The 23,743-nt window shown below is 67.0% G+C and carries 27 protein-coding genes; 1 reads left to right on the forward strand and 26 read right to left on the reverse strand.

The annotated features are described in order from the left end of the window. Positions 1 to 11 precede the first annotated feature (11 nt). Genes fliP through D4Q51_RS10565 form a run of 13 tightly spaced genes read right to left on the reverse strand, consistent with a single transcriptional unit; the run spans position 12 to position 10,914 of the window. Positions 12 to 791, reverse strand: a complete 780-nt coding sequence (gene fliP, locus D4Q51_RS10500) for a flagellar type III secretion system pore protein FliP (protein WP_120077702.1) — start codon at positions 789 to 791, stop codon at positions 12 to 14. Next, a complete protein-coding gene (locus D4Q51_RS10505) occupies positions 788 to 1,066 on the reverse strand; it encodes a flagellar biosynthetic protein FliO (RefSeq protein ID WP_120077703.1) in 279 nt (92 codons plus the stop codon). Before D4Q51_RS10505 ends, fliP begins: the two co-directional genes overlap by 4 nt. Further along, positions 1,066 to 1,380 carry a flagellar motor switch protein FliN gene (fliN, locus tag D4Q51_RS10510; protein ID WP_120077704.1) on the reverse strand — a complete coding sequence of 105 codons (315 nt, stop codon included), beginning with the start codon at positions 1,378 to 1,380 and terminating at the stop codon, positions 1,066 to 1,068. Before fliN ends, D4Q51_RS10505 begins: the two co-directional genes overlap by 1 nt. Beyond that, positions 1,377 to 2,276: a flagellar motor switch protein FliM gene (locus tag D4Q51_RS10515; protein WP_120077705.1), complete on the reverse strand. Its 900-nt coding sequence runs from the start codon at positions 2,274 to 2,276 to the stop codon at positions 1,377 to 1,379. The genes fliN and D4Q51_RS10515 overlap by 4 nt, the downstream gene beginning before the upstream one ends. Positions 2,277 to 2,293: 17 nt before the next feature. Then, positions 2,294 to 2,875 (reverse strand): flagellar basal body-associated FliL family protein, encoded by a 582-nt coding sequence (locus D4Q51_RS10520; protein WP_120077706.1) that lies wholly within the window; start codon positions 2,873 to 2,875, stop codon positions 2,294 to 2,296. Between the two features lie 23 nt (positions 2,876 to 2,898). Beyond that, positions 2,899 to 4,266, reverse strand: a complete 1,368-nt coding sequence (locus tag D4Q51_RS15760) for a hypothetical protein (protein WP_162925296.1) — start codon at positions 4,264 to 4,266, stop codon at positions 2,899 to 2,901. Between the two features lie 31 nt (positions 4,267 to 4,297). Next, positions 4,298 to 4,723, reverse strand: a complete 426-nt coding sequence (locus D4Q51_RS10535; protein ID WP_120077709.1) for a hypothetical protein — start codon at positions 4,721 to 4,723, stop codon at positions 4,298 to 4,300. After that, positions 4,710 to 6,047 carry a FliI/YscN family ATPase gene (locus tag D4Q51_RS10540; RefSeq protein WP_420807539.1) on the reverse strand — a complete coding sequence of 446 codons (1,338 nt, stop codon included), beginning with the start codon at positions 6,045 to 6,047 and terminating at the stop codon, positions 4,710 to 4,712. Before D4Q51_RS10540 ends, D4Q51_RS10535 begins: the two co-directional genes overlap by 14 nt. Beyond that, positions 6,041 to 6,658, reverse strand: coding sequence for a FliH/SctL family protein (locus D4Q51_RS10545; protein WP_120077711.1), 618 nt, complete (start codon positions 6,656 to 6,658; stop codon positions 6,041 to 6,043). The genes D4Q51_RS10540 and D4Q51_RS10545 overlap by 7 nt, the downstream gene beginning before the upstream one ends. Then, positions 6,642 to 7,646: a flagellar motor switch protein FliG gene (locus D4Q51_RS10550; protein ID WP_120077712.1), complete on the reverse strand. Its 1,005-nt coding sequence runs from the start codon at positions 7,644 to 7,646 to the stop codon at positions 6,642 to 6,644. Before D4Q51_RS10550 ends, D4Q51_RS10545 begins: the two co-directional genes overlap by 17 nt. Beyond that, positions 7,643 to 9,256, reverse strand: a complete 1,614-nt coding sequence (fliF, locus tag D4Q51_RS10555) for a flagellar basal-body MS-ring/collar protein FliF (RefSeq protein ID WP_120077713.1) — start codon at positions 9,254 to 9,256, stop codon at positions 7,643 to 7,645. The genes D4Q51_RS10550 and fliF overlap by 4 nt, the downstream gene beginning before the upstream one ends. A gap of 3 nt (positions 9,257 to 9,259) precedes the next feature. Then, entirely contained in the window at positions 9,260 to 9,646 is a 387-nt protein-coding gene (gene fliE, locus D4Q51_RS10560) for a flagellar hook-basal body complex protein FliE (RefSeq protein WP_120077714.1), read from the reverse strand. Further along, the gene (locus tag D4Q51_RS10565; protein WP_120077715.1) at positions 9,643 to 10,914 is read right to left on the reverse strand and encodes a sigma-54 interaction domain-containing protein; all 1,272 of its coding nucleotides are present in this window, start codon (positions 10,912 to 10,914) and stop codon (positions 9,643 to 9,645) included. The genes fliE and D4Q51_RS10565 overlap by 4 nt, the downstream gene beginning before the upstream one ends. 223 nt (positions 10,915 to 11,137) lie before the next feature. Here D4Q51_RS10565 and D4Q51_RS10570 point away from each other — a divergent pair, with 223 nt between their 5' ends. Continuing rightward, entirely contained in the window at positions 11,138 to 11,956 is an 819-nt protein-coding gene (locus D4Q51_RS10570; RefSeq protein WP_120077716.1) for a flagellin N-terminal helical domain-containing protein, read from the forward strand. 88 nt (positions 11,957 to 12,044) lie between these two features. Here the strand turns inward: D4Q51_RS10570 and D4Q51_RS10575 are convergent, their stop codons facing one another. From D4Q51_RS10575 to flgC, 13 genes are all read right to left on the reverse strand, one after another. Then, on the reverse strand, positions 12,045 to 14,438 hold the full coding sequence (locus tag D4Q51_RS10575) for an HAD family hydrolase (RefSeq protein WP_120077717.1): 2,394 nt from the start codon (positions 14,436 to 14,438) through the stop codon (positions 12,045 to 12,047). Positions 14,439 to 14,514: 76 nt separating this feature from the next. Continuing rightward, positions 14,515 to 15,417 (reverse strand): flagellar motor protein MotB, encoded by a 903-nt coding sequence (locus D4Q51_RS10580; protein WP_120077718.1) that lies wholly within the window; start codon positions 15,415 to 15,417, stop codon positions 14,515 to 14,517. Between the two features lies 1 nt (position 15,418). Beyond that, the gene (motA, locus tag D4Q51_RS10585; RefSeq protein ID WP_120077719.1) at positions 15,419 to 16,282 is read right to left on the reverse strand and encodes a flagellar motor stator protein MotA; all 864 of its coding nucleotides are present in this window, start codon (positions 16,280 to 16,282) and stop codon (positions 15,419 to 15,421) included. 19 nt (positions 16,283 to 16,301) lie between these two features. Beyond that, positions 16,302 to 17,219 carry a flagellin N-terminal helical domain-containing protein gene (locus D4Q51_RS10590; protein WP_120077720.1) on the reverse strand — a complete coding sequence of 306 codons (918 nt, stop codon included), beginning with the start codon at positions 17,217 to 17,219 and terminating at the stop codon, positions 16,302 to 16,304. Further along, positions 17,219 to 18,544: a flagellar hook-associated protein FlgK gene (gene flgK / locus D4Q51_RS10595; RefSeq protein ID WP_120077721.1), complete on the reverse strand. Its 1,326-nt coding sequence runs from the start codon at positions 18,542 to 18,544 to the stop codon at positions 17,219 to 17,221. The genes D4Q51_RS10590 and flgK overlap by 1 nt, the downstream gene beginning before the upstream one ends. 3 nt (positions 18,545 to 18,547) lie before the next feature. Beyond that, complete coding sequence (locus D4Q51_RS10600) at positions 18,548 to 18,844, reverse strand: rod-binding protein (RefSeq protein WP_240624679.1); 297 nt, start codon at positions 18,842 to 18,844, stop codon at positions 18,548 to 18,550. Continuing rightward, complete coding sequence (locus D4Q51_RS10605; protein WP_240624680.1) at positions 18,841 to 19,935, reverse strand: flagellar basal body P-ring protein FlgI; 1,095 nt, start codon at positions 19,933 to 19,935, stop codon at positions 18,841 to 18,843. Before D4Q51_RS10605 ends, D4Q51_RS10600 begins: the two co-directional genes overlap by 4 nt. Further along, the gene (locus D4Q51_RS10610) at positions 19,935 to 20,594 is read right to left on the reverse strand and encodes a flagellar basal body L-ring protein FlgH (RefSeq protein ID WP_120077723.1); all 660 of its coding nucleotides are present in this window, start codon (positions 20,592 to 20,594) and stop codon (positions 19,935 to 19,937) included. The genes D4Q51_RS10605 and D4Q51_RS10610 overlap by 1 nt, the downstream gene beginning before the upstream one ends. 8 nt (positions 20,595 to 20,602) lie before the next feature. Beyond that, positions 20,603 to 21,391, reverse strand: a complete 789-nt coding sequence (gene flgG, locus D4Q51_RS10615; protein WP_120077724.1) for a flagellar basal-body rod protein FlgG — start codon at positions 21,389 to 21,391, stop codon at positions 20,603 to 20,605. 25 nt (positions 21,392 to 21,416) lie between these two features. Next, positions 21,417 to 22,157 (reverse strand): flagellar basal body rod protein FlgF, encoded by a 741-nt coding sequence (locus D4Q51_RS10620; protein WP_120077725.1) that lies wholly within the window; start codon positions 22,155 to 22,157, stop codon positions 21,417 to 21,419. 25 nt (positions 22,158 to 22,182) lie between these two features. Further along, positions 22,183 to 23,001, reverse strand: coding sequence for a flagellar hook-basal body complex protein (locus tag D4Q51_RS10625; RefSeq protein ID WP_120077726.1), 819 nt, complete (start codon positions 22,999 to 23,001; stop codon positions 22,183 to 22,185). A gap of 14 nt (positions 23,002 to 23,015) precedes the next feature. Beyond that, positions 23,016 to 23,339 (reverse strand): flagellar hook assembly protein FlgD, encoded by a 324-nt coding sequence (locus D4Q51_RS10630; protein ID WP_120077727.1) that lies wholly within the window; start codon positions 23,337 to 23,339, stop codon positions 23,016 to 23,018. Next, positions 23,339 to 23,743, reverse strand: coding sequence for a flagellar basal body rod protein FlgC (gene flgC / locus D4Q51_RS10635; protein ID WP_120077728.1), 405 nt, complete (start codon positions 23,741 to 23,743; stop codon positions 23,339 to 23,341). Before flgC ends, D4Q51_RS10630 begins: the two co-directional genes overlap by 1 nt.

The following is a 23,743-nucleotide window of genomic DNA, read 5'->3' on the forward strand; positions in this document are numbered from 1 at the left end:
GAACGGCCCCCTTATCCGAAACTCATGGCGAGGCTGCCCATCAGCAGCGCCCAGCCATCGACCAGCACGAACAGCAGCAGCTTGAACGGCAGCGATATGATCGTGGGGGAAAGCATCATCATGCCAAGGCTCATCAACACGCTGGCCACCACCAGGTCGATCACCAGGAACGGCAGGAACAGCATGAAGCCGATCTGGAACGCGGTCTTGAGTTCGCTGGTGACGAAGGCGGGAAGCAGGATGGAATAGGGAATGTCCGCCGTATCCGCGAACTGCTGCTGGCCCGCCATGTTGGCGAACATGGCAAGGTCGGTCTCGCGGGTCTGGCGGATCATGAAGGCGCGGAACGCCTCGCCCGCCGCCTCGATCGCGGCGTCCGCCTCGATCTGTTCGGCGGCGTAGGGTTCGATTGCCGTGGTGTTCACCTGTTCCAGCGTCGGCCCCATCACGAACAGCGAGAGGAACAGCGACAGCCCGATCAGCACCTGGTTAGGCGGCGATTGCTGCAAGCCCAGCGCCTGGCGCAGGATGGCGAGCACGATGATGATGCGCGTGAAGCTCGTCATCATCAGAACCAGCGCAGGCAGCACGGTGAGCAGGCCCATGATAAGGAGGACCTGCAGCGACAGCGAGAGCGGCGTGTCCTCGCCACCCGCGGCACCGTCCATCGCACGTTCCAAGGCGCTGCCGATGCCGGGAACTTCCGGTGCGGCAGGCGCGGCGTGGACGATATCGGGCAGGGCCAGCGTCAGGAGGGTCAGTGCTCCTGCCAGCAGGAAACGGCGGTTCATGGATTGGGCTCCACGACGGGGCGCGCAGGGTCGGCCTCCGCAAGGCGAACGAGGCCGTGCTTGGACGCGCCCACCAGGATCTCGCGCCCGTGGAACTCGATCACCGCCAGCCGCATTCCGGGGCCGAGCATGGTCGTTTCCTTCAGCCGCGCAGACTTCTCGCCCGCCCGCGCCACGGCAACCCCTTGGGTCTTTTTCGCTAGCCACAGGCTACCCCATATCAACCCTGCGAGCAGGGGCAGCAGCAGCAGCAGCTTGGCCACGTACCAAAGCATCAGGCGATCTCGCCTTCGCTGCTCTTTTCGGGGCGGGCTTCCGAACGGCGATCCTCGCCCGAGCGGCGCTCGCCGATCATCTCGACGATGCGCAGGGCGAAGCGCCCGCCTTCGGTCACAACCTCGCCCTTGGCGATAGGCTTGCCGTTCACGTAGATGTCGAGCAGTTCGTCAACCTGTCGGTCCAGCGGCACGACGGAGCCTTCGACCAGTTCCAGCACGTCCTTCAGCGCCATGGCGGAGCGGCCAAGCTCCACGCTCAGCGAGACGGTGACGTCACGGATCAGGTCCAGCCCGCGGAAATTGTCGGTCATTGTTCGGGTCCTTTCGAAAGGGAATTCCAGGCAATCGTGGTGAGCCGCAGCGCCAGCGCGCCGTCGCTTGCGCCCACTTCGCCGCGGGCGATCTCGGTGTCGGCCAGCTTCAGCGCGACGCTGCGTCCGATGGCGAGCGGAATGGTGTCGCCGGGACGGAGATCGGAAATGCGCGAGACAGGCACGTCCATGCGCGCCAGCACGGCTGTGAGTTCGAGGGGGATGGCGGCGAAGGGCTTGGCGTCGGGGCGGCGCCGGTCACCTGCGCCTGCGGTGGGTCTGGTAGATGGTTGCCGCTCGTCCAGCAGCCTTGCCGCATCGGCTTCGCGCAGCACCAGCAGCACGCTCCACGGCTTGGCATTGTCCACTGCAATGTCGGCGCGCACGGTGAGGAAATTGCTCGCGTCGCGGGCGCGGATGAACTTGCCCAGCACGTCGCTGCGGGCGGTAACGGGCATGGCGGCGGAAAGATCGAACGTGGGCGCAAGCGCCTTGCCCAGCACATCGCCCATACGCTGCAAGGTGAGATTGACCGAAGCAGGGAGGCGGACGGGCCGCGCGGCAGGCCATTCGCCCGCACCGCCGAACACCCGGTCGGTCAGCACCAGCGCCCCATGATAGTCGATCGAGGCGAGAACCTGCGCCCCGTCATCGTTCGCCAGCCGGAAATTGGCGGCGACTGCATCTATAACCTTGTGCAGCTTTGCCGCATTCGCCCTGTCCACCTTGCCGCAGGTTACAACGGCGCGCGTGCCGCCCAGCAGGTCTGCCAGTTCGTCCGCCAGCGCGGCTTCCAGTGCGGAGAGCCTTGCCGCCAGTGCCTTCGCCAGCTCGCCCGCCTCGGGCGGCCGCGCGGCGAGGCGCTCGCTGTGCCGGGCCAGCGGTCGCGCGGCCATCAGGGTGCCTTCGGGTTTCACTGGACGAGGAACGTGCGGAAGTGGACTGCATCCACGCCGCCGAACCCTTCTTCCTCTTCCAGCACGCGGTTGATCGCGGCGGCGAGGCGCTTCTTCAGGTCTTCCTTGCCTTCCACGGTGAAAACGTCGTCTTCCCTCGTGTTGGCCAGTTCCACCAGGATGGCGGAGCGGATGGCCAGTTCGTGCATCTGCAACCACTGGATCACGCGCCCGTCGTGGCGGGTGGAGGCAGCGAGGCTCAACTGCACCAGGCCGGGCGAATCCTTGAGGTTGGACGTGAACCCTTCCTCGAAGCTGTAATAGGCCGTGCGATACTCGCTGCCGCCTTCGCCGTGGACCAGGACGAGGGCGTCTTCATCGATGGGAGCGAAGGGATCTTCCGCGCCCTTGCTGACCAGTTGCGGCACGTCGGGGCCGTGTTCGCCTTCGCCCGCGGGGCCCAGCAGGCCAGCGGCAAAGGCGCCGTAGGCTCCGCCCGCACCGAGGCCCAGGAGGACCACGGCACCGACAACCATTTTCATCGCGCCCGACTTCGGCTTGCTCTCGGCCTTGTCGTCAGCGGGTTTGGACTTGCTCATGGATCGTGTCTCCGATGGATGGATCAGGCGAACAGCGCGGCATCGCGACCGGTGGGGCGGCGTTGCGGAGCACTGCGTTCGGCGGTTTCGGCCTGCTCGCCGCGGTTGGGCTGCACACCAGGGGCGCGGGGTGTTTCGTGTTGACGGCCCTGCTGGTGTTGAGCGTTATCGCCGTGGGAATGACCCGTCGCAGACTGCGCGGAGGTGCTGGCCTGGACGCTCGTCTGCGCCTGCTGATGGTTTGCAACTTCGACCCGCGCGGCTTCCGTGGAAGCGGCCACCGGGCGCTCGGCCAGCGCCGCCTGTACGGCTGGCGCAAATCCCGCATGGGCGCTGGCGAGCGCGACTTTCAGCGCGCCGCCGGTGACGTCGAACTGCATCGAGACCGTTCCGAATTCGCGATGCGAGACCTGCATCTCGGCCCGCGCCGGGCGAGCGAGTTCGCGGGCCTCGGCCAGTTTCTCGACGACCTGCCCGAAATCATGGCGCTGCGGGGCCGGGGCGGCATCTGGCAGCGATGCGGTAGCGATGGGGCGAGCGGTCTCGCCGGATGGCACGACGGCAGTCTGGACGAGAGGCGCGGGAACCGTCGACGACGGGGCGGCGGGCGAGACCGACTGCGACCTGTGTTCGGGCGCGGCGTCGGCAGCAGTCTCCATAACGGGAGCAGGCGAACTGGTGGCCACGGGCCGCAGCAACTGCGCAACCGGGATGAAGCGAGCGACCTTCTCGGCGGCGATCGGCTTCCGCGTCGCTTCGTCCGACACGTTCAAGGCCTCCGCAGCGGGGGGCTGCGCTCCGTCAGACCCGGACAATCCGATCTTAGCGGCAGTGCCCGTCGTTGCGGGTCGCAATGCGAGTGCCACCGTGTGGCCTGCCGCGAGGGCCAGTTCGGCAGGTGCGGGGGACCTGGCGGACGGGACATGCGCTTCAGAGCGCGACAGAGGCGACGGTTCGGCTTCATCCTTAGGAGCGACGGCGTGCAGGGCGCGTGCTTCACTCGGCTTCGCGTCTGGCAAGACGAGAAACGTTGCAGCCGGTTCATACGGGGAAGGCACACTTCGAAGGACGGGCGGCACGTTCTGTGGCGGGGGTGGGTCCTCTCCATCGGAAGGCATCGCGACCGGCTGCGCGGCCAACGGCAGAGCGGCAACGGCAAGCGGCAACTCCTTGCCGGTCTCATCCGGCAAGGCATTGCCGTCAGCGGCATGAACCACACCTTCGCCTTTCACGGCGGGTGCGGCCTGCGGTGCGGCAAGGGTGAGGGCGAACAGGTCGGCAAAGGAGCCGAAAAGCCCGCTTTCCTCCGGATTTTTGGCTTGGGCCCCCGGGCCGGACAGCACGGCTGCAATGCCTGCGCTGGATGAAGGAACGAGATCGAAAAGATTCACCTGGATTGGCCCTGCGCCTGTTGGTTAACGGTCAGGAGGGGCTTTTCAATTTGCGTGCCAATTGCGTCGGTTCGCGCGACGCGCGGCGCATTTCGTCCTCGCGCTGGCGGGTGGACAGGGCATCTGCGGTGATCTCCTGCCGCCGCTCGGCCATGTGCAGGTGCGCCATCGCCGCCTGGCTGGCATCGCCCGCCTTGCGCGCTTCGCTGGCGGTATCGCCCCTGATAGCCTGCACCCCCGCGGTGAATTGCAGAGTTCGCGCAAGCTCGCCTGCCGTGCCCGCATCCCGGCGCGCGGAATAGGTGGCGGCGATTTCGGCACTGCGGCTTTCCAGCGCCAGCAGCTTGCCGTGCATGCCCTGCGCCTCGGCAAGGCGAGCGGCGGCTCGGCGCTTTTCCACCTCGCGCAGTCGCACCACGCGTTTCAGCAGCGCGATGCGGCGATCAGCGTGCGGCATCGACCATCAGCGCGGCAAGAGCGGCGGTGGAGGCAGCGAGCGAGACTGGCTCGCCCGCCTCCTGTGCGAGAAAGGACCGGATCTGCTCCTGCATCGCCACGGCGCGGTCGAGCTGGGCGTCGGTGCCCTGCTGGTAGGCGCCCATCATCAGGAAATCGCGATTGCTCTCGTGGGCCGCGATCAGGCCACGAAGGGTGCCTGCGTGGCGGCGATGATCGGGCGCGGCGACGTCGGCCATCACCCGGCTGAGCGAGGTTGGGATGTCGATGGCGGGGTAATGCCCACGCTGCGCGATCTCCCGGCTCAGCACGATGTGTCCATCCAGAATGGCACGCGCGGTATCGACCACTGGGTCGGAGGTGTCGTCACCATCGGCTAACACCGAATAGAGCCCGGTTATCGAGCCGCCGCTGGTGGCGGAATTGCCCGCACGTTCGATCAGCTTGGTAATACAGGCCAGCGCCGAGGGCGGATAGCCGCGCGCCGCGCCTGCTTCGCCCAGCGAAAGCGCGATCTCGCGAGCCGCGTGGGCCACGCGGGTGAGGCTGTCCATCACCAGCAGCACACGCTTGCCCTGGCTGCGGAAATATTCCGCCAGCGAGGTGGCCAGTTGCGCGCCGCGCAGGCGAAGGTTGGCGGCATGGTCCGAAGGGACCGCGACGACCACGGTGCGGCGCTTCTGTTCGCCGCGCATGTGGCGGGACACGAAATCCGATACCTCTCTCGCGCGCTCACCGATCAGGCCGACCACGGCCACATCGCAGTCTGAGCCGCGCACCATGGTATCCAGCAGCACGGATTTGCCGACGCCCGAGCCTGCGATCACACCCAGCCGCTGTCCCACGCCCATGGTCGCCAGTGCGTTGATGGCCCGGATGCCGCAGTCGAACGGCTCGATCACGCTGGAACGTTCCAGCGCGCTCTCGCGTCTGCCGCCCAGCAGCCAGTCATGCCGTGCTTTCACCAGCGGGCCGCCATCGATGGGCAGGCCTTGCCCGTCCACCGCGCGGCCCAGGAATTCCTCGCCCACCTTGACGACGCCGGGATGCCCCTCGGCCCGAACCAGCGCGCCGGGTTGCAGGCGCACGGTATCGCCCAGCAGCATCATCAGGCTGCGCCCGCTGCGAAAGCCGACGACTTCGGCGGCAGGCGCGGGTTCGCCGCCTTGCGTTTCGGCGCGGCAGAGTGTGCCGATGGGCGCGTCGAGGCCCGATACCTCGATCAGTCCGCCGTCACAGGCGACGATCCGGCCAAGGCGCACCGGGGTAAAGGTCGGCTGGCTCTGCACCATCCGGTCCAGCTCGCGGTTGACGATGTTCAGCACAGGCCGAGCGTTTCCCGCAGGGCGCTGCGCCATTCGTCCGGCCCGTCGCGGACGGTGCCATCGGCTGTCTCGAACACCACGGTGCCGCGCGCCTGTTCGGGTGCGGAGACGATGGTCCAGCACTGCGCGAATTGGGGATCGAGCAAGGCGGTGTCATCCGGGTGGAGGCGCAGGCGTGCGTCGGTGGCATCGGTGAGCAGGTCGGCGGCGTTCTTGCAGCGGCGCTGCAAGGCTTCGGAATCCAGCACCATCGGGGCCAGTGCGCTCTCGCACAGCGCGGCGACGGTTTCCGCCAGACGCTGAGCCAGTTGCTCATTCAATTGTGCATCCAGTTTCTGGAAAGACAGCTTCAAGGCCGCGCGCGCCGCGCCTTCGCTCGCCATTTCGGCCAGCGCGGCTTCGCGTCCGCGCGCTTCGGCATCGGCCAGCATGTCCGCCAGCACGGCATCGGGCCGCTCGGGTTCCGGCTCTTTGATTGGTGCGGGCGCAGCGCCGAAGCGGGCGTCCGGCTGGAAACCGCTGCCTTGCGACAGCGCGGCGAACCAGGGTGTTGGTGGCTCCGCCTCCGCGGTCCCGGCAAAGCCGGTAAGCGGCTCAAACGAATTCGCCATCGTCGCCCCCCAGGCTGATCTCGCCGTCGTCGGCCAGCTTGCGCGCGATCTTCACCACGGCGTCCTGCGCGGCGATAACCTCGCTCTTCTTCAGGCGGCCGCGTTCCTCGATCTCGTCCTTCACGCCGTCGGCGGCGCGGCTGGACATGGCGGCGAAGAACGGTTCGCGTTCGTTGTCGGGCAGCCCCTTCAGCGCATCCACCAGCACTTCGTTCTCCACCTCGCGCAGCAGCTTGCCCATCTCCATCGGCTCCAGCGTGAAGAGCATTTCGAAGGTGAACATCTCCGCCTCGATCGCGCGGGCGAGATCGGCGTCCTTCTGCGTTATGGCAGGCATGACGACGCCGCTGACCGGGCGCGCAGCCATGTTGATGAGCTCCGCTGCCTCGCGCGCGCCGCCCATCGACAGCGCGGCCTTGCCGAACCGGTGGGCGATCCGCTGCGAGAGCACGTCCTCCAGCATGTCCATCGCATGACCCGAAACCTGCCGCATCCGCGCGATCCGTTCCACCAGATCGGGCTGAAGCGAGGGCGGCAACAGCGATAGCAGTTCGGCGGCGGGCTCTGCGTCCAGCAGCAGCAGCAGCACGGCAATGGCTTGGGGATGCTCACCCTCCACCAGGGGCAGCAGCACGCCGGGGGCCAGCCAGCGGGCCAGTTCCAGCGACGGGGCAGGCCCTTCGGGGACGATGCGCTGCATGATGGAATCGGCCTTGATCTCGCCCAGTGCCTGCGTCATGCGCTGGCGCACCTGGCGGGGCCGGTCATGCGCGGGCAGGGTGCTGTCGTCGGCCAGTTTCACGAAGCCTTCGATGGCGCCGGCAATGCGCACCGGGTCCACATCGCCCAGCGCGATCATCTGTTCGCCCACCCGCTGCAATTCGTCGGGTTCCAGACTGCCGAGGAGCTTCGCCGCCTCGGCATCGTCCATCAGCATCAGGATGACGGCGGCGCGTTCGGCATTGTCGAACGATTCCAGTGCGGTCATTGGCTGGCTCCTGCTTCGGGGGTTGCCAGCATCCGGCGCAGCGCGACAACGGCGCGCTCGGGCTGTTCATTCGCCAGGCGGCGGGCCAGCGCCACCTGTTCCTGCAGGTCGTCACGTCCGCCAGCGGCTGGCACGGGATGCGGCGCGATGAGGATTTCCTCGCCCTCCTCGCCCGCCGGGAGTGCGGGAACATCGTCGCTCCCGGCCTCGTCCTGCTGGCCGCGCAGCGCCTTCAGGATCGGACGTACGCCCAACAGCAGGCCCAGGATCACCGCGATCAGCGCGGTGCCGTAACGCAGTACCATGGCGAACCAGCCGGTTTCGTGGAAGGGCGTTTCCACCGCCTCCACCGGCTCGAACGCGCCGGCGACAACCGTTACCTGATCGCCGCGCTGCGGGCTTGCGCCCACGGCGGCAGTGACAAGCTGCTGCACCTGCTGCGCGGTGGCAGGCGCGATGGCTTTCAGCGCCTCGTCACTCAGCGCCACGGCCACGGAAATGCGTTTCACCGTGCCGGGGCCGGAGGATGTGACGGATACCTCGCGCCCCACTTCGAACACGCGGCTGGCGCTGGTCTGTCCGCTTTGCGGCGTGGTGGCGGCATTGGCCGCGCCCCCTTGCGGAGCGCCCTCTTCCAGCTGCGCGGGATCGGGCGGAGTATTGGCCGTCACGCCGGGCACGCCGCCCGCCAGCATTTCGCCGCCGCGGGTGGATGTCGTCTCGCTGACGGAGCGGACGACGCCGTCATCGTCGTAACTTTCGCGGGCGCGGGTTTCTTCCGACAGGTCCAGTTCCACCTGCACCTGGCTGGAGAAATTGCCCTCGCCAATCATCGGCGTGAGCAGTTGCGCGACCTGCAATTGCAGCTTTTCCTCGAACTGGCGTTGCAGGTCGAGAGTGTCGGTGGGGCTGGCTCCGGTGGAAGACAGCAGGCGACCCGACTGATCGGCCACGCGCACAGCCTCCGCCGTCAGCCCCGGCACAGAGCCTGCGACGAGGTTCACGATGGCGCGCACCTGATCTTCCGAAAGACTGCGACCACGCGCGAGGCGAAGCATTACCGATGCACTGGGTGCCACGTTGTCGCGCACGAAGACGGAGCGTTCTGGCGCGGCGAGATGGACGCGGGCGCTCTCGACGCCGTCGATCTCCTCGATGGTGCGCACCAGCTCGCGCTCGCGCACGTTGCGCAGCCGTTCGCCTTCCAGCGTGCGGCTGGAGCCGAGCGGAATGGAATCGAGCAATTCGATGGTGTTATCGGGGCTTGCCAGCGAACCGTCGGACGCGACCAGCATCCGCGCGCGGTAGACATCGTCTTCCGCGACCGAAAGCATTCCGGTGGAATTGTCGATATCGTAGGCGATGCCAGCGCCGTCCAGCGTCTGCACCACGCTGGCGCGCTCCGCGTCGGAGAGTGTGGAATAGAGCACGCGTTGCGGTCCTTCGGCCAGCGCAAGGTAAAGCGCGCCGATGGCGGCCAGCGCAGCTACGCCGCCGATGGCGGGCAGGGCGCGGCGGACGGCAGGCTGGGCGATCAGGCCGCGTGCGCGTGTGGCAAGGTCCGTCCCGCCGGTGGCGGCGGGATCGAGGGGGAGGGCCGTTTCAGCCATCTATCAAACTCCCATCCGCATGATTTCCTGGTAGGCGCTCAAAAGCTTATTGCGCACCTGCAGGGTCGCCTCGAAAGCGACCGAGCTTTCCTGCCGCGCCATCATCACCTGCGCCACGTCGGTCACTTCGCCGCGCTCGTACGCCTCGGTGATCGCGCCGGAACGGGCCTGCGCCTCGTTCACCGCGTCGAGCGTGGACTTCAGCGTGTCGGCAAAGCCGCCGCCCTGCGCCTCGCCAGTCCGGGTGGGCGCGGCGGCGGCATCGGGGCCGCCCGCCGCGCCCGCCTCGCGCAGGGTGCGCAAGGCATCGGACTGTTGCATCACCTGCTGGCGGATCTGCATCACCTGGTGCAGCGCGCCTGCGCCGCCCGCGGGACCAATGGTGCTCATCGCGCACCGACCGCGGCCAGCAGGCCGGCTTCACGCATGGAGGCGAGGCGGTAGCGCAGCGTGCGCTCCGAAATGCCCAGCGCCTTTGCCGTGGCGAGGCGATTGCCGCCGTTGTCGTCCAGCACGTCGAGGATCACCTGCGCTTCGGACTGGCGGACGACGGCGGAAAGCTTGCGCTCGCCGCCGCGCGGAGGGGACAGGTTGGCGGGGGCTACAGTCGTGCCCACCACGGGCGTCGCCGCGTTGTCGAATATGATGTGCTCGGCGGTTATCACGGGCTCATCGCCAGCCAGAAGCAGCGCGCGTCGGATGACGTTTTCCAGTTCGCGCACGTTGCCGGGCCACTTGTGCGCCTCAAGCTTCGCCAGCGCCGCGTCGTCTATCCACAGGCCGCGCGCCGGGTCGGGCGCGTGGCGCAGCAGCATGGCAACGGCGAGCGGGGCAATGTCGTCGGTGCGCTCGCGCAGCGCTGTCAGGCGCAGGGGGAACACGTTGAGACGGTAATAGAGGTCTTCGCGAAAGCGGCCCTCGGCAATCTCGCGCGGCAGGTCGCGGTTGGTGGCGGCGATCACGCGCACGTCCACCTTCACCGGCTGTGTCGCGCCCAGCGGCACGACTCCGCCTTCCTGCAGGGCGCGCAGCAGCTTTGCCTGCAGGCCCAGCGGCATCTCGCCCAGCTCGTCCAGCAGCAGGGTGCCGCCGTCGGCCGCGCGGAAGAAGCCCTCGCTCGCCTCGGTCGCGCCGGTGAAGGCGCCCTTGCGGTGGCCGAACAGCAAGGCTTCCAGCATGGCTTCGGGCATGGCGGCGCAGTTGACGGCCACGAACGGGCCATCGGCGCGGGTGCTTGCGCGGTGGATGAAGCGGGAGAGCACTTCCTTGCCGGTTCCGGTCGGCCCCTCGATCAGCACGGGGATGGTGCTGGCAGCCACACGCTCTGCCAGCATCATCAGCGCCTGCGATCCGGCATCGGCCACGATCGGCCCGTCGGTCTCGGTTGCGGCAACCATCATGGCGGCGCGGGTCATGCGCGAATGGGCATCGGCGTAATCGAGGCGCAGCATGTTCGCACCCAACCGCGCCAGCGCCGGAGCGGCGCAGCGGCTGACGGCCAGCACGCGGTCGTCCCGGCGGCGGGCGGGAACGTCCGCCCCTGCCTCGCAAAGCTGAAGATCGGCCGCGCCCGGCACCCCGCACAGCCATGCCTCGGCTATGCCTGCCAGTTCAGGATGATTTTTTTGCAGCCCCTGCGTGCCGATTGCCCGTGCCATTTCGAAACCCCTGTTAACGCTGTTTGCAAGAGGGGAAATGGCCCGCCAACGGCCAAGGAACGCTGAACTTAATCCCTCGTGCAAACACCTATGTTTTCAGCGGTCTGAGGCAGATGGAGGCGCTTAAACATTCTCGCCGATGGCCGCTCTTGGTGCTGGCAGCCGCGCCAATTCCAACGAATGCGGGCTGCGGCTGACGAAACGAAGACCAGGAGAATTCAACATGGGTGTTATCAATACGAACATCAGCGCACTGCGCGCCACCAACGCCTCCTCGCAGGCAGACCGCATGCAAGGTCAGGCAATGGAACGCCTTTCCACCGGCAAGCGCATCAACGGCGCGAAGGACGATGCCGCCGGCCTCGCCATTTCCACCACCATGACGGCCGACATCCGCGCCATGAAGCAGGGCGTGCGGAACGCCAACGACGGTATCGCTCTGGCGCAGACCGCCGAAGGCGCGCTGGACGAGGTCAGCAACATGCTGCAGCGCGTTCGTGAACTGGCCGTGCAGTCGAAGACGGATACCTATTCGGACACCGATCGCGGCTACATGGATGCAGAAGTCGACGAACTGCAGGCGCAGATTAGCGACATCCTTGCCAACACCGAATTCAACGGCGTGTCGGTCTTCTCGACCACGTCGGGTTCGGACGTGACTTTCACCATCGCCACCGACGCTACGAACGAAGTAACGCTGACCAGCAAGGCCATCAGCGGCACCAACATCTCCGCCACCGCGCTGGACGTGACGACCTCGGCCAATGCCGACACCACGATCGGCAACGTCGATCTCGCTCTGGCTGACATCAGCTCCACCCGGGCTTCGCTGGGTGCAGGCCAGAACCGCCTGGAATCGGCGATCAACAACCTGAACACCAACTCCACCAACCTCTCCGATGCGCGTTCGCGGATCGTGGACACGGACTATTCGGAAGAAACGACCGCTCTCGCCAAGGCACAGATTTTGAGCCAGGCATCGACGGCGATGCTGGCCCAGGCGAACCAGAGCCAGCAGAACGTTCTCTCCCTGCTGCGTTAAACCCCAGACCCGTCCCACGGGCCACAAAGGAAGACGGCCCGGAGCATCCCCGCTCCGGGCCGTTTCTCTTTTCTGAAGGTGGATGCAATCAGGCCGAAAGTGCCTGCGTCAGGACCTTGCCTTTGCGGCGCCGGACCAGCGGGCGAAAGGTGCAGGCGAGCAGCAGCGCATTTTCGCCATCAATCTGAGGGGGCGGCACCAGCATTTGCGCGGCGGCATCGCGGCAATCGAGCAGGCGCCCGCCCTCGCTCGCCATCGCATCGTAGTGCGGGTGGGCCGGCCACTCGCAGCGCAGTTCCTCGTGCGTGCCGGAAATGAACTGCTTCACCGGCACGAAGGCGAGGCGTTCCAGCTCGACCCATTCGAACAGCTCGGCAAATTGTGGGGCGACGGCAAAGCGCGCCTGCCCCACGGGAATGGCGGCGGTGTAGTATCCGTCGTGCGTCGGGCGCGCCTCCACCAGGCGGCGCGAGGCATTCTGCCCGTCGTGAAACACCACCGGCAGTTGCAGCGCCTCGCCCGCGCAATCGGCAAAGGTGAAAGGCAGGTTGAACCGCCGCTGGGCGAGCAAAGCCAAACGCGTTTCCATCGCTTCCCCCGCCACTTCGGCGGGCAGGTACATGCGCTGCGAACCGTTCATGTAGAACAACCCGCGCTGCCGCAGCCCTTCACCGGCAATCGCCCTATCGAACAGCGGCACGACCCTGTCGGTGCCAAGGTTCACGTCATGCTGGAACTGGTCCACCACCTGCAACTCTGCGGGTGTCGGCAGGTACATCACGCGCATCAGTACCGATGCGGCGGCCTCGCGCCACATCTGCGCGGCATGCGGCGCGGCGGTGCGGATCGTGCTGGCCTCCGCCCATCGCTGGAACGCGAGCGCGCCTTGCTGGGCCGCCTCACGCACAGCGCTCTGGGCGTGATCGATGTCGTTCTCGCCGCGAATGGGGGTGCCGTCCTCAGCATAGTCCCTCACCGATCCACAATCCTTCGAACAAAGCTGTTCCAGCAGCGCTACATTGGCGCACATGGCCTCCAGCAGTTCGGGCGGATAATGGCGCGCGTCGATCAGGCCGGTCTTGTCGAGGCCGGGACAATCGCGCTCGCGCAGAAGCAGGTATCGGCCCGCGACATGCACGCCCAGCCGCTCCTCCAGCAGGGCGGCAACGCGGTTCTGCACCGTGCCGTTGTAGCCAAGGTCCACCAGCATCAGCACGTCGCCTTTCGCCGGATTGCAAAGCTGGCGCACGTGCGCCTCAAGCCGGTCCGCCATGGCGCGCGCCTTTCGCCGCGTGGCCTTGCGGAACGGGCCGGTGCGGCTCTCCTTCAGCAGCGCCCTGCTGCCTTCTTCCATATCGAGGCCGCCCAGGAGGCTCTCGATCCGCGCTTCGTCCATCAGCAATTGCCGGGCGAGGCTTTGCGGACGCTGGCCCAGTTCCTCGGCAAGGAAAGTCTCCAGCGCGCCATCCTGCGCAAGGTGCGCGGCGGTGGCAGTGAAGCGGCTGATCTCGGCGGCGTGGACGTTATCGCCAGCGCCGTTTTCCGTGTGCACGCGTTGCGGCAGGTGCCCGTCGCGCATCAGGAATAGCCAGTGAACCTTGCCGCCGTGCTTGGCCTTCAAAGCGTCTGCCTCGCCGCGCAGCCACATGTCATAGGCGTGCAGCACCGACCCCAGCACGCTCGCGCCCAGCCTTTGCGCGGGGCAGGCAAGCTGCGGCAGCCCGAAGCCCAGCGCCGCGCGGTGCGGCTGGTAGGGTCGCGGCAGCTTGTCGGAGCCGGTGTGCACCATGGCATCGACACCGGCTTCCAACCGCTGGGCGGCGCGCGCATCGTCGTCGAACTGCACCAGGTGCACGGCCTGTACGCCGAGAGGGGCGACCCCGCCTACGTCGGCCGTGAAATTGTCGCCCAGGTGCACGACCCCCTCCGGCGGATGGTCGAGCTTTTCGAGGACCGTGCGATAGAGTCCGCCCGCTTTCGAAACGCCGTGCGTGCTGGAAGCGAACAGCGCGTCGATCATGGCCGCAACGTCTTCACCGGCCGACAGGGCGATCAGGTTGCGCAGCTGCGTCTCGTCGAAATATGTGTCGGACACGATGATGATCTGCATCCCGCGCGCCCTGGCCGCGCGCATCAGGTCCACCGTGGGCGCAAAGGCTTGGCAATGGCGCGCCTCGGCGTCGAGTTCCGCCGCGATCGCAGCGTCGCGCTCGGCCGCGGAGGCGTTGGGCATGAGCGTGGCATAGATCTGGCCGATCGTTACCTCGGTCCCGCGCCCGGCCAGCGCCTGCGCCTTGCGCGCGCGCCGTTCCGCATCGGCGCGCTGGCCGCGATTGATGCCGGGGAGGGCAGCGAAAAGGTCCGCCGGGGCATGGCAATCGCGCCATAATAGCGTGTCGAAGCAGTCGAGCGACAGGCAGGTCGCCTGCGGGAAGCGGTCGAGCAACTGCCCGATTTCGTGCGGGTGGATGGCGATGGTCACGTGTCTTGTCCCCGTTCCTGGAAGTGATCGGGGTCAAGGCCTAGGCAATCGTGGTTAAGCGCGCCGTCCGGCTCGCCTAGGGGTTCGCCCCTAGGGAGCGCGCCCGTCCTTCCAGCAGCAGGATGGACATGCGGCGATTGCGCGGGTCCGCGGGGTTGTCACGAATCAGCAGTTCGCGGTCCGCCACGCCCTCGATCCGGTCGAACCGGCGCTCCGGCAATCCGGCGCGCAGCAGTTCCTGCCGCGTCGCTTCTGCCCGCCCTGTGGAGAGCGACCAGTTATTGGCGGCAACGCCCGAACGCCAAGGCAGCGCGTCGGTATGGCCGCGCACGATCAGCTGTCCGTCCTGCTCCGCCACGGCACCGCTGATCACGCCCAGCAGTTCGCGCGCATCGGGCGTCAGCACGGTGGAGGAGAGGTGGAACATCGAGAAATCGGCATCGTCCACCAGGTCTATCCGAATGCCTTCGGGCGTGTCGACGACGCGCACCTGTCGCACCAGCCTGGCCAGCCGGGCGCGCTGGGCCATGGCCTCGGCGATCTGTTCCGCGATCGCGGCGCGGCGGCGCTCGGTATCGGGCGCACCGCCTTCGGTGGGGCCGCCTTGCGTGTCACGCGGGATGGTGATGGCCTCGGTGCCGGTCTGACCGGCGGCGTGGGGGTAGTTGTCGGCGTCGACCAGAGACGAGCCACCGAGCAGCCCGTCTGCCCCGGCGCTTTGTTCACGCATCTTCACCAGCGTGGGGGTGAAGTAGTCCGCAAGCCCCTTGCGCTGGTCCTCAGTGGTGGAGCCGAGCAGCCAGAGCAGCAGAAAGAAGGCCATCATCGCAGTGACGAAGTCGGCATAGGCCACTTTCCACGCCCCGCCGTGGTGCCCGTCGCCGCCCTGGACGATCACCTTCTTCACGATGATCGGTGCCGGGGGAGGCGGCAGCGGTTCGGGCGCTGTCTCGACGGGTTTCAGCGCGGCGGAGCCCATGTCACTTGCCCCGCAGCGCGTCGAGCAGATCGGTCAGCGCCGGGCGATGCGCGGGCGGTAGGCCGGAGCGCGCGCTTTCCACTACCAGCGGCTGCGGATAGCCGTGCAGGGACGCAATCAGCACCTGTTTCACCGAGTGAAAAATCTGCGCGTCGTGCGCGTTCACCTGTTTGAGGCGCCCCGCCATCGGGCCGACGAAGCCATAGGCCAGCAGCACGCCGAGGAACGTGCCGACGAGGGCAGAGCCGATCATGCCGCCAAGCACGGATGGCGGCTCGTCGATGCTGCCCATGGTCTTGATCACGCCCAGCACGGCGGCGACGATGCCAAGTGCGGGCAGGGCATCGGCCAGCGATTGCAGCGCATGCTGCGGCTCTTCCATCTCGTACAGCTGGCTCTTGATGGCATTGTCCATCACGTCCTCCACCGCGTGGGTGTCCAGCGAGCCCGAGGATACGACGATCAGCGTCAGCGTGTCGCAGATGAGGCCGGTGAGCGCGGGATCGGCCAGCAGCGCCGGATACTCGGCGAACACGGTCGATTCTTTCGGGTTGGTAACGTGGCTTTCCAGTGCCACCGGCCCTTCGGTCTTCATCATCTTCATCAGCCTGGAGGTGAGCGCGATGGCATCGATGTGGTCCTGGTCCGAATAGCGCGGCCCGCCGAAAACCTTTTTCAGCCCGCTGCCCAGCAGCTTCAGCTCGTGCATGGAATTGCCGATCACGGTGGCGCCGATGGCGGCCCCGCCGATGATCATCATCTCCAGCGGCAGAGCGGCCAGCACCGGACCCAGCGAGCCGCCCGCGATCACGAAACCGCCGAACACCATGAGAAGCAGGATGATGATCCCGATGGCTGCAAACATTGTCGGTCCTTCGAAGGGGTCAGATCTGGTTGAACAGGCTGAGATTGGCGATGCGCGAGAAGCTGGCCTGGCTGGCCTCCAGCACGGTAAGAAGCTGCTGCAATTCTGCGATGGTGGAGGCGAAATCGACGCCGCCGGTATCGGCGATCTGCTGGGAGCGGGCGAACGACTGGTCCACCTGCCTGTCCTGCACCACGTCCAGCCACGCCACGCGCGCGCCGGTAACGGTCTGGGCACGGGTGACGCTCTCCAGCGCCTCGTCCAGCCCGCCCATCGCGTCGCGGGCGGCAGCGGCCGGATCGGCCGCACCGCCGCGAAGGGCGCTGGCCAATGCGGCGAGGTGGGCGAACACGTCGCTCGCCGTACCGCCGTCGTTGAGATCGAAGACTTCCGGCCCGGTGAACCCGCGGATCACGCTCTGGCCCTGGCCAAGATCGATGGTGCCGCTGGTGGCCGTGCCGACATAGGTGATCGCGCCCGTGCTATCGACGTCGTAAGCGCGCCCGCTGCCTTCGCCGCCGAACACGGCGTTGCCGCTGGAATCGAGCGCGTTGGCGGCAGCGAGCATTCGCAGCCGCAGTGAATCGATCTCGGTCGCGATGGCATCGCGCTCGGTCGCGCCGATAGTTTCGGTGGCTGCCCACACGGCCAGTTCGCGCACCCGCACGAGATCGTTGGCGACGGATTCCAGACTTCCGGCCGTCACCTGCAGGTCCTCGCTGGCGCGGCGGGCGTTGGCGGCGTCGACCTTGCCCAGTTGCTCGGCGCGCTGGAGCGTGCGCAGGCGCGATGCGGCAACCGGATCGTCGGAAGAGCGCGACAGCTTCTCGCCGGTCGAAAGCTGGCCCTGCAAGGTCTCCGCCTCCTGCCGCAGGCCGCCCATCTGCAGGCGGGAGCGGGCGTAGAAGGCGAGGGTGGAATTGGTGACAACGCTCATCAGCCGATCCCCAGGATAGTGTCGAAGATGTCGCTGGCGGCCTGGATCACGCGGCCATTGGCCTGGAATGCCTGCTGGTAGCGCAGCAGGTTCGTGGCTTCCTGGTCGAGATCGACGCCGGTCTCTGTGGCAAGGGCGACCTGGGCTGTATCGGCAATGGTCCGCAAGACGTCTCGCGTGACGGAGCGTGCATCGATGGCGCTGGAAAGGCCGAACAACAGGGTGTCGGCGCTTTGCGCGGGGCCGCCGTTGCTCAGCGCATCGCGCAAGGCCTGTAAGTTTCCGATATCGCGGCTTCCGGCAGGCGAACCCGCAGGCGCGGTGGCAATCTGGCTGCCGCTGGTGAGCGCCAATGCCATATCGGCAGCGCCGGTGCCGCTGAAGAATGGCTGGCCTGCAGAGCCATCGGGGGCGGTGCCATTAGCCTGCGCGGTGTTGAGCGTGTCCATCACCTGCACGGCGACGTCGTTCAGCTGCGTGCGAAGGCCGCCGATGGCCTGCATGGCTTGCGATCCGCCCAGCAAGCTGCCGGACCGCAGCGTCACCGCATTGCCGCCGACAGTGAAAGCAAGGCTGCCATCTGTATTGGCGCTGGCGGCGAGCGAGTTCGCCTGCGTGACCTGCACCAGAACTTCGCCGCCCAGCGTCACCGTGGCGCGGCCAAGGCTATCGAGGCTGGCGCTGCCGCCGGTCAGATCGGCAAGGTCGCGCAGCAGCGCATCGCGCCGGTCGTGCAGAACGGCCATGCCGCTGGTGCCCGGCTGGGCGCGGGCAATGCCGACATTGGTGCGCGCCAGTTCGGCGGCAAGCAGGTTGACCTGCTCCACGCCAGCCTCGGTCTTCAGCCGTGCATCGCTTTCCGCCACGTCCAGCGCATTGCTCGCGACGTGGAATGTCTCGGCCAGCCGCCGCCCGTCCTCCAGCGCGGCGGCGCGCAGCGCCCCGCCAAGCGGATCGGAGGCAAGGCGCGACAGGCTAGCCTCGAAATCGACGATCGCGCCGTAGATACCCGCCTGCTCGATCGCGCTTTCGGCGTGGGTGAGGCCCGCAAGTTCCGCATCGGCGCGGGCAAGGTCGCCCGAAGTGCGGCGCGCCTCGTTCTGCAGAAACAACGAGTCCGAACGCAACACCCGGTCCACCCGCACGCCCGAAAGCGCGGTGCCCGGCTCCACCCCGATGCCGCTGGTCGCGGCGACTTCGGCCATGGCCAGCGAGCGCCGGGCATAGTCCGGATTGCCCGCATTGGCGATGTTCTGCGCCGTCAGGTCCAGCGCGGCCCGCGCGGCCATCGCGCCGCTCTTCCCGATGTTGAGCAGGTTCGACATGGCCTAGCTGCCCCCGTTATCTACGAAAGCGGCCAGTTGCCGTTCGATGGAAGCCGCAAGGCCAAAGGTGCCCTGCTTCGATGCGATATCCGCGAAATGCTCGTCGCGCATGGCGGTGAACTGTTCGAGGCCGGGACCGCCGAACAGCTCGCTTCCGCCAAAGTCGCTGGCGCGGGCCGAGGCGAGCAACTGGCGCACGAAGATCGCCTCGAACGCCTGCGCCGCCTCGCGCAGGTCCTCCCGCGGCGTGGCCTGCACGCCGAGCGATTGCATGGGCGAGGTGGGCAGGATCGCGGTCACAGGATCACCATCTCGGCCTGCAAGGCGCCCGCCTGCTTCAGGGCTTCCAGGATCACGACGAGGTCCGACGCGCCCACGCCAAGCATGTTGAGCGCATCGACCACCTCGGAAAGGTTCGCCCCGCTATCGAGCATGGCAAGCCGCGTTTCCTCGGCCTCGAAGCTCACGTCGCTCGCCTGTTCGACGGCGGTCACGCCGCGGCTGAATGGCTCTGGCTGGATGATCCGCTCGTCCTCCTGAATGCGCACCACCAGCCGTCCGTGGCTGATCGCGGCGGGCGACAGGCGAACGGCGGAATTGATGACGACGGTGCCGGTGCGGCTGTTCACGATCACGCGAGCGGGCGTTTCGGCAGGCGTCACGTCGATCATCTCGATCGCTGCGATCATCTCCGCGCGGGCATCGCCCCCGAACGGCATGACGATGGAGAGCGTCACGCCGTCCACCACGCGGGTGGAGCCGGGGAAGCGATAGTTGATGGCATCGCGCATCCGGCTCGCCGTCTGGAAATCGGCGTTGTGAAGGTTGAAGCGCAGCTCGCCTTGGCTGTCGAAACCGGTGGCAACGGCGCGTTCCACGGTCGCGCCATCGGCGATGCGGCCCACGGTGGGTACGTTTACCGTCACCTGGCTGCCGTCGCGGCCCGATACGCCGAGGCCGCCCACGGCAAGGTTGCCCTGCGCCATGGCATAGACCTGCCCGTCCGCGCCGTAGAGGGGGGAGAGCACCAGCGATCCGCCGCGCAGCGAATCCGCGCGGCCGATGGTGGAAACGGTCACGTCGATGGTCTGCCCCGGCTTGGCAAAGGCGGGCAGTTCGGCGGTGACGATCACGGCGGCGGCGTTCTTCAGCCCCGGCGAAACGCCCGGCGGCAAGGTGAGGCCCAGCCGCCCGGAAACGCCGCGCATGGCCTGCGTCACATATTCGAAGTTGTCGTCGCCCGAACCGTCGAGGCCCACCACGATGCCGTAGCCCGTCAGCTGGTTGGGCCGCACGCCGTCGAACGTGCCGAGATCGCGCACGCGCTCGGCCTGGGCGGGCAAGGCGGCGAACATCGCCAGCGCCGCGAGAAGGAGAGTGAGAATACGCATCAGAACGGGCTCACCATGTTGAAGAACCGGCCCAGCCATCCGGGGCGGCTGGCCTGCTGGATCGCGCCCTGTCCGCCGTAGATGATCTGCGCATCGGCGATGCGGGTGGAGAGGATACGGTTGTCGACATCGATATCGGCCAGTCGCAGGATCCCTGCGAACTGCACCCATTCGTCGCCCTGGCTGAGTTGCATGTTGCGTTCTCCCACCACCAGCGCGGTGCCGTTGGGGCGGACTTCGGAAATCGTCACCGAAATCGCGCCGTTGAGCTGGCTGCGCTGGCTTGCAGTGCCCGAACCATTGAACGACGATTGCGACGATGCATTAAGGGCATCGGGGTTGAGGAAATCGAGCGGACCTGCACTGGGCGGGGTGATCGAGGCGCTGCCGTTGCGCCCAGTGGTGGCGCTGGTGGTCTTGTTGGTGCTGACGCTTTCGACAAGGATCACCGTGACAAGATCGCCCACCCGGCGCGCCCGCGTGCCTTCGTGCAGCGCGGCATAGCCGTTCGCCGCCTGGTAGATCGCGCCGTTGTGCGGGGTGGGCACCGCCGGGGGCAGCGGCAGGCTGGCGGAAAAGCCGGGAGCAGGCCGCCCGCCTTCCATGCCGCAGGCGGAAAGGGTGAGGGCGAGAAGACCCGCCGCAATTGCTCGGTTCATCGTGGTTCTCACAGCGTCTGGTTGGCGTTGCGCAGCATTTCGTCGACTGCGCTGATCATCTTGGAATTGATCTCGTAGGCGCGCTGTGCCTCGATCATCTCGACCAGTTCCTCCACAACGTTGACATTGGATGCTTCCAGCATTCCCTGCCGCAACTGCCCGCGCCCGTTCTCGCCCGGAACGCCCACCTCGGCAGCGCCACTGGCGCCCGTTTCTAGCAGCAGGTTGTTGCCGGTTGCCTGAAGGCCCGCCGGATTGACGAAGCTGGCAATGGTGATCTGGCCCAGTTCCGCAGGCGCGGCGTCGCCCGGCATTATCGCGGAAACGGTGCCGTCTGGCCCGACCGAGATCGACTGCGCGCCTTCGGGCACCTGGATCGCGGGTTGCAGGGCATAGCCTTGCGCGGTGACGAGCTGGCCCTCTGCCGACAGAGTGAAATTGCCCGCCCGGGTGTAGGCCGTCTGCCCGCCCGGTGTCTCGACCACGAAGAACCCGTCGCCGTCCAGCGCCAGGTCCAGCGAGTTGCCGGTGGTGGTCATGGTGCCCTGCGTGTCGATGCGGGTGGTGCCCTGCACCGAAACGCCGGTGCCAAGGTTCAGGCCCACGGCATAGGCTGTCTCTCCGGTGGAGCGCTGTCCGGCGACGCGGGCATCGTCATAGGCGAGCGTTTCGAAATTGGCGCGGTCGCGCTTGAAGCCGGTGGTGCCGATGTTGGCGAGATTGTTGGCGATCACCCGCATCCGGGTGTCCTGCGCCTCCAGCCCGGTGCGGGCGACGTGAAGTGCGGATGTAGGCATGGGTCTTGTCCTTTCAGGTCAGATATCAGCGCAGCGACATCAGGCTGGCGCTGGACTGGTCGAGCTGTTCGGCGGTGGAGATGATCTGCACGCGCCGTTCGAAACTGCGCTGCGCCTCGATCATCTCGACCAGGGTGCCGGAGGCATCGACATTGCTCGCCTCCAGTACGCCGGTAACGATCTGCGCTTCCGGATCGTTCGGCAAAACGCCGCCGCTACGCACGCGCAACTGGTTGTCGAGGTCCTTCACAACCGCGCTGCCCGCAGGGCTGACGAGGTTGAGACGGGCGACTTCCTCGCCTTGCGCATCGGGCGCGGCGGGGTCGGCGGCGAAGACGGTGCCGTCGCTGCCGAAGCTGACGCGCCAGCCGGGCGGCACGGTGATCGGGCCGTTGGTGCCCATCGCCTGCAAACCCTCGCCATTGATCAGGCGGCCCGTCGCATCAACTTCCATATCGCCGCGGCGGGAATAGACTTCCTCTCCCGCCGTGGTCTGGAAAGCGATCAGCGCTTCGCCGTTCACCGCCACGTCCAGCGTGCGGCCGGTGCGGGTGACTTCGCCCTGCGACAGGTCTGCCCCGCGCACCGCGCCTTGCGCATAGCCGCGCACGTCCATGCTCTCGGCCTTCAGGTGCCACGGGGTGGTGGCGAAGGTCTCGGCGCGGAAGCCCGGCGTGTTGGCATTGGCAAGGTTGCTGGCGACGGCGCGCTGGCGCGTCATCGCCGCATCCATCCCGGTCAGCGCGGTATAGATCATTCGGTCCATGACGAAGTGCTCCTGAACGGCCCGATTACGTGCGCAGGTTGATGATCGTCTGCGAGAACTGGGTGGCGGTATCGATGGCCTTGGCATTCGCCTGGAAATTGCGCTGGGCGGTGATCAGCCCCACCATTTCCTCGGCCAGATCGACGTTGGATTTTTCCAGCATTCCCGATAGCAGCTGCCCGTTGCGACCATTGGCAGGCACCTCGAAGGCGGGCGTGCCGGAAAAGCCGGTGGCTTCCCAGTTGGTGGAGCCGACCGACCGCAGGCCCGTGGGAGCGGCGAAACTGGCAAGGGCAACGCGGGCGATGGGTTCGCTGGTGCCGTCGGTGTAGGAGCCGTAGATCAGGCCGTTGCCCTCGATGGAAACGCTGGCGAGGTCTGCGCCTGCTCCGTTTGTCAGCGGAATTACGGCATCGATGGTGGCACCCGGATTCAGAACGTTGCCTGCGGCATCGATCTCGAAAACCTGCAGGGCCTTGCCCTTGAAGTCGGTGAGCGCGCCGGCGCCGTCCATCTGGAAGTTCCCGTTGCGGGTGAACAGCACCTGCCCGCTTTCCGGGTTGCGGGTGGCGAAGAAACCGTCGCCGTCGATCGCTATATCGAGGTTGCGCCCGGTCTGCTCGATCGCACCGAGGCCGAAGTTCTGGTTTACGCCTGCAACCGTAGCGCCAAGCCCCTGCGACATGCGCGGATTGGCGGCAGAGCCGTTGGCGACGAGATCGGCGAATTCCACGCTGCTCTTCTTGAAGCCGGTGGTTTCAGCGTTGGCGATGTTGTGGGCGATGGTGCCGAGATCGGTCTGCGAATTCTTCAGGCCGTTCAGCGAGGTGTAGAAGGACGTCATTGTTCGGGTACTCCTCAGGATTTGGCGGGGATGGCCGCGCGCTGCGCCTCGATCAGCGCGTCGAGCTTGGTGGAAATGTCGGTGAGCGTGGCGTTGGTTTCGGCAGAGCCGGCGAGGGCGGAAAACTGCGCCATCTGCGCCAGCATGTCCTTGTTATCGACCGGCGCGAGCGGGTCCTGCTGCTGCAACTGCACGGTCAGCAGGCGCAGGAAATCGCCCTGGTCCAGCGTGGAGATGCCGCTCGCCTTGGCGCTGGCCGCCGCCGCGATGGCGGGATCGCCGGCGTTGATATCCTTGATATTGACGGGCAGCGCCGTGGGGGCAGATAGCGTGGTCATCACTTGCTCCTGATCGTGTCGAGCATCAGCTGCTTGGCAGTCTGCATGGCTTCAACGAGGTTCTGGTACTGGCGGGCGCTTTCCATGATCTCGACCATCTCGGCGCTTTCATCGATGCCCGCTTCCCACACGTCGCCGTTCTCGTCGGCGAGGGGGTGGTCGGGGTCGTGGCGGCGGATCGCGGCGACATCGGACTGGCGCACTTCGGATACGCGCACGCTGGAGAGGCCCGATGCCTGGTCCAGCTCCTGCTGGAACACGGCGCGTACCGGTCGATAGGCTTCCGCCTCGCTGCCCGACACCGTGCCGGAATTGGCGATGTTGGAGGCGGCGGCATTCATGCGCACCATCTGCGCAGACATGCCGCGCTGCACGACCTGGAAGAGATTTACGGGTTCGGACAT

The organism is Aurantiacibacter odishensis, from assembly GCF_003605195.1.
Classification (GTDB): Bacteria; Pseudomonadota; Alphaproteobacteria; order Sphingomonadales; family Sphingomonadaceae; genus Alteraurantiacibacter; species Alteraurantiacibacter odishensis.

Coding starts and splice junctions, on each gene's coding strand:
- D4Q51_RS10515 (WP_120077705.1), bottom strand. CDS start 2,276: ATGGCCGCGCGACCGCTGGCCCGGCACAGCGAGCGCCTCGCCGCGCGG.
- fliF (WP_120077713.1), bottom strand. CDS start 9,256: ATGGCTGAAACGGCCCTCCCCCTCGATCCCGCCGCCACCGGCGGGACG.
- motA (WP_120077719.1), bottom strand. CDS start 16,282: ATGTTTGCAGCCATCGGGATCATCATCCTGCTTCTCATGGTGTTCGGC.
- D4Q51_RS10605 (WP_240624680.1), bottom strand. CDS start 19,935: ATGCGTATTCTCACTCTCCTTCTCGCGGCGCTGGCGATGTTCGCCGCC.
- flgC (WP_120077728.1), bottom strand. CDS start 23,743: ATGTCCGAACCCGTAAATCTCTTCCAGGTCGTGCAGCGCGGCATGTCT.
- D4Q51_RS10610 (WP_120077723.1), bottom strand. CDS start 20,594: ATGAACCGAGCAATTGCGGCGGGTCTTCTCGCCCTCACCCTTTCCGCC.
- fliN (WP_120077704.1), bottom strand. CDS start 1,380: ATGACCGACAATTTCCGCGGGCTGGACCTGATCCGTGACGTCACCGTC.
- D4Q51_RS10565 (WP_120077715.1), bottom strand. CDS start 10,914: ATGGCACGGGCAATCGGCACGCAGGGGCTGCAAAAAAATCATCCTGAA.
- D4Q51_RS10625 (WP_120077726.1), bottom strand. CDS start 23,001: ATGACGTCCTTCTACACCTCGCTGAACGGCCTGAAGAATTCGCAGACC.
- D4Q51_RS10520 (WP_120077706.1), bottom strand. CDS start 2,875: ATGAGCAAGTCCAAACCCGCTGACGACAAGGCCGAGAGCAAGCCGAAG.
- flgG (WP_120077724.1), bottom strand. CDS start 21,391: ATGCCTACATCCGCACTTCACGTCGCCCGCACCGGGCTGGAGGCGCAG.
- D4Q51_RS10620 (WP_120077725.1), bottom strand. CDS start 22,157: ATGGACCGAATGATCTATACCGCGCTGACCGGGATGGATGCGGCGATG.
- D4Q51_RS10580 (WP_120077718.1), bottom strand. CDS start 15,417: ATGGGCTCCGCCGCGCTGAAACCCGTCGAGACAGCGCCCGAACCGCTG.
- D4Q51_RS10545 (WP_120077711.1), bottom strand. CDS start 6,658: ATGGCGAATTCGTTTGAGCCGCTTACCGGCTTTGCCGGGACCGCGGAG.
- fliP (WP_120077702.1), bottom strand. CDS start 791: ATGAACCGCCGTTTCCTGCTGGCAGGAGCACTGACCCTCCTGACGCTG.
- D4Q51_RS10505 (WP_120077703.1), bottom strand. CDS start 1,066: ATGCTTTGGTACGTGGCCAAGCTGCTGCTGCTGCTGCCCCTGCTCGCA.
- D4Q51_RS10550 (WP_120077712.1), bottom strand. CDS start 7,646: ATGACCGCACTGGAATCGTTCGACAATGCCGAACGCGCCGCCGTCATC.
- D4Q51_RS10630 (WP_120077727.1), bottom strand. CDS start 23,339: ATGACCACGCTATCTGCCCCCACGGCGCTGCCCGTCAATATCAAGGAT.
- D4Q51_RS10570 (WP_120077716.1), top strand. CDS start 11,138: ATGGGTGTTATCAATACGAACATCAGCGCACTGCGCGCCACCAACGCC.
- flgK (WP_120077721.1), bottom strand. CDS start 18,544: ATGTCGAACCTGCTCAACATCGGGAAGAGCGGCGCGATGGCCGCGCGG.
- D4Q51_RS10535 (WP_120077709.1), bottom strand. CDS start 4,723: ATGCCGCACGCTGATCGCCGCATCGCGCTGCTGAAACGCGTGGTGCGA.
- D4Q51_RS10590 (WP_120077720.1), bottom strand. CDS start 17,219: ATGAGCGTTGTCACCAATTCCACCCTCGCCTTCTACGCCCGCTCCCGC.
- fliE (WP_120077714.1), bottom strand. CDS start 9,646: ATGAGCACCATTGGTCCCGCGGGCGGCGCAGGCGCGCTGCACCAGGTG.